The sequence below is a fragment of the Neobacillus drentensis genome (assembly GCF_036966985.1).
Classification (GTDB): domain Bacteria; phylum Bacillota; class Bacilli; order Bacillales; family Cytobacillaceae; genus Neobacillus; species Neobacillus drentensis_E.
This window is the reverse complement of sequence record NZ_JBALSN010000163.1, coordinates 1,042-3,784: the sequence shown is the minus strand read 5'-3', so window position 1 is coordinate 3,784 and position 2,743 is coordinate 1,042. Positions and strand designations below refer to the sequence as shown.

General features: G+C 39.9%; 3 protein-coding genes. All 3 read right to left on the bottom strand.

Annotation, left to right across the window (positions count from 1 at the left end; all coding sequences use genetic code 11):
- Positions 1-1,077, bottom strand: a 1,077-nt coding sequence (locus tag V7659_RS11180) for a PEP/pyruvate-binding domain-containing protein (protein WP_335540102.1), incomplete at its 3' end; no start/stop codon positions are given.
- Position 1,078: 1 nt separating this feature from the next.
- Entirely contained in the window at positions 1,079-1,894 is an 816-nt protein-coding gene (locus V7659_RS11175; RefSeq protein ID WP_335540101.1) for a pyruvate, water dikinase regulatory protein, read from the bottom strand.
- A gap of 16 nt (positions 1,895-1,910) precedes the next feature.
- Positions 1,911-2,552 carry a helix-turn-helix transcriptional regulator gene (locus tag V7659_RS11170; RefSeq protein WP_335540100.1) on the bottom strand — a complete coding sequence of 214 codons (642 nt, stop codon included), beginning with the start codon at positions 2,550-2,552 and terminating at the stop codon, positions 1,911-1,913.
- Positions 2,553-2,743 lie beyond the last annotated feature (191 nt).

The following is a 2,743-nucleotide window of genomic DNA, read 5'->3' as shown; positions in this document are numbered from 1 at the left end:
ATCGATGATTCCTTCTTCGACCATTTCCACTGCAATACGGATAGCCGCTTGTGCAGTCCTTTTACCGTGACGAGTTTGTAAGATAAAAAGCTTGCCGCGTTCAACCGTGAACTCGATGTCCTGCATTTCTTCATAATGGGACTCGAGTTTCTTACAAGTGTCAGTGAATTGCTTATATACTCCGGGCATCTCGTCTTTTAATGTGGCGATCGGCTGTGGAGTACGAATCCCAGCAACTACATCTTCTCCCTGGGCGTTTATTAAGTATTCACCGTAAAGGACATGCTCACCAGTCGAAGGGTTTCTTGTAAAGGCCACACCAGTGCCGGAATCATTACCCATGTTTCCGAACACCATACTTTGAATATTTACGGCTGTTCCTAAATGGTCAGCAATTTTATTCAGGCGGCGGTAGACAATCGCCCGCTGATTGTTCCAAGAATTAAAAACAGCATGAATGGCAAGGAATAATTGCTCTTTAGGATCCTGCGGAAAACTCTTTCTAGTATGTTTTTTGACGATTCCTTTATAGCCAATGATGACCTCTTTCCAGTCTTCCGCACTCATTTCCGGGTCAGAAGAATAGCCTTTTTCTTCACGAATTTCTTCTAATAATTGTTCGAAAAAGTAGGTATCAATATTAAGGACGACATTACTAAACATTTGAATGAAGCGGCGGTAAGAATCATAGGCAAAACGCGGATTATTCGTTAAGTTTGCCATTCCTACCACGGTTTCATCATTCATGCCTAGGTTCAAAATGGTATCCATCATACCAGGCATGGAGAAAACAGAACCGGATCGTACAGAAACTAGTAATGGATTTTGTGGGTCGCCTAGCTTTTTACCCATTTTCTCCTCAAGACGCTCAAGAGCTTCTAGGGTTTGAATTTCTACGATGGCTGGAATCGTTTTGCTAGCTTCATAGAATGCATTACATGCCTGTGTAGAGATCGTAAAACCATAAGGAACCGGCAGGCCAATTCGCGTCATTTCCGCTAGGTTCGCACCTTTCCCACCGAGTAAACCTTTCATATTGCCGTTTCCTTCATGAAATAAATAAACGAATTTCTCCATTTTATAAACCCCTCTCCTTTTTTAACACGTCTAAGATTAAACCTGCCGTTTCCTCTACGGCTTTATTTGAGACATCAATGACAGGACAACCAACGCGCTTCATCACTTTTTCAGCATGATCAAGCTCTTCAAGTATTCGCTTAAAGCTAGCATAGTTCGCCTGTGAGGCTAACCCCATGGCTTTTAGACGTTCTTTGCGAATTTCGTTGAGTTTATCTGGTGAAATAATTAGTCCAATACAATTTTTGCGAGGAACTTTGAACAATTCTTCTGGCGGCGCCACCTCTGGCACCAGCGGAACATTAGCCACTTTAAAGCGTTTATGTGCTAAATACATAGACAAAGGTGTCTTTGATGTACGAGACACCCCGATTAATACAATATCTGCCTTTGTAATTCCTCTTGGGTCACGGCCATCATCATATTTGACGGCAAATTCGATCGCTTCAATTTTCCGGAAATATTCCTCATCCAATTTTCTCATTAAACCTGGACGATGGTGCGGCTGCTTATGAAAGCTCGTTTCAAACGCATTCATTAAAGGGCTTAAAAGATCCACCGCCAAAATCCCCTCTTCTTCAGCACGACGATCTAAATAATTCTTTAATGCAGGTACAACGATCGTATAAGCTATTATGGCAGGCCCTTTTTTCGCCAATAAAATCATATCCTCAATATCTTCAAAGTCATCCACATAGGAATTACGACGAATTTCAACCTGACCGCCATTAAACTGTGTTGCCACTGCTTTGACAACAAACTCAGCGGTTTCTCCTACTGAATCGGATACAACATAGACCACTTCTTTCTGTACCAAAAGGCAGCCACTCTCCTTAGTTTGATTTGTTTTCCATGATTTCTAAATACGCTCGCGTAATCGTTGTTTTAGTAATGCGACCTAGGAGCAAATATGTATTTTTTTGCCCATCTACTTCTTTTACAACTGGTAAGGAGTCAATGTGATTATGAATCATCTTTTTGGCTGCCTCGAGCAAGGTTTCTTCGGGATTAATTGTCATAATATTTGGCATTCTCGTCATGATCACACTAACAGGCAATTCATGAAGATTTTGATTTCCTAGTGATGCTCTGAGCAAATCCTTTCGAGATACAACTCCAGCTAGATGGCCATTAGAATCAACAATATAGAGTGTCCCAACATCCTCTAAGAATAGTTGAACAATTGCATCATAGACGGAAGTAGATTTTTCAACCACGATCGGAAGGGCCTTATAATCCGTTACCTTTTGATGGATGAATTTCTTCGCTTGTTGCTTTGCTTCATAGCTTTCATTAAAAAAATAACCCACTCGAGGCCTTGCTTCTAAGTTTCCAGACATTGTTAATATAGCGAGGTCGGGTCTTAATGCAGCTCTTGTTAGTGAAAGTTTCTCTGCAATATCTTTCCCTGTAATTGGTCCATTTTGTTTAACAATCTCGAGGATTTCATCCTGGCGTTTAGATAATTTAATCATTACCACCCCCTTAATCACTTTAAATATGTTATATTCATTAGGTTTATTATAAATGTGTTATACTTATTTGTATATAGTATATTACATTAGGACGAAAATCGAAACAATAAGTTTGAATTTTTTTTAACAAAATAGCTATTTTCATTTTTTATTAAATGGCTCTAGTTAACTTGCCTGTTGATTTCCACTCC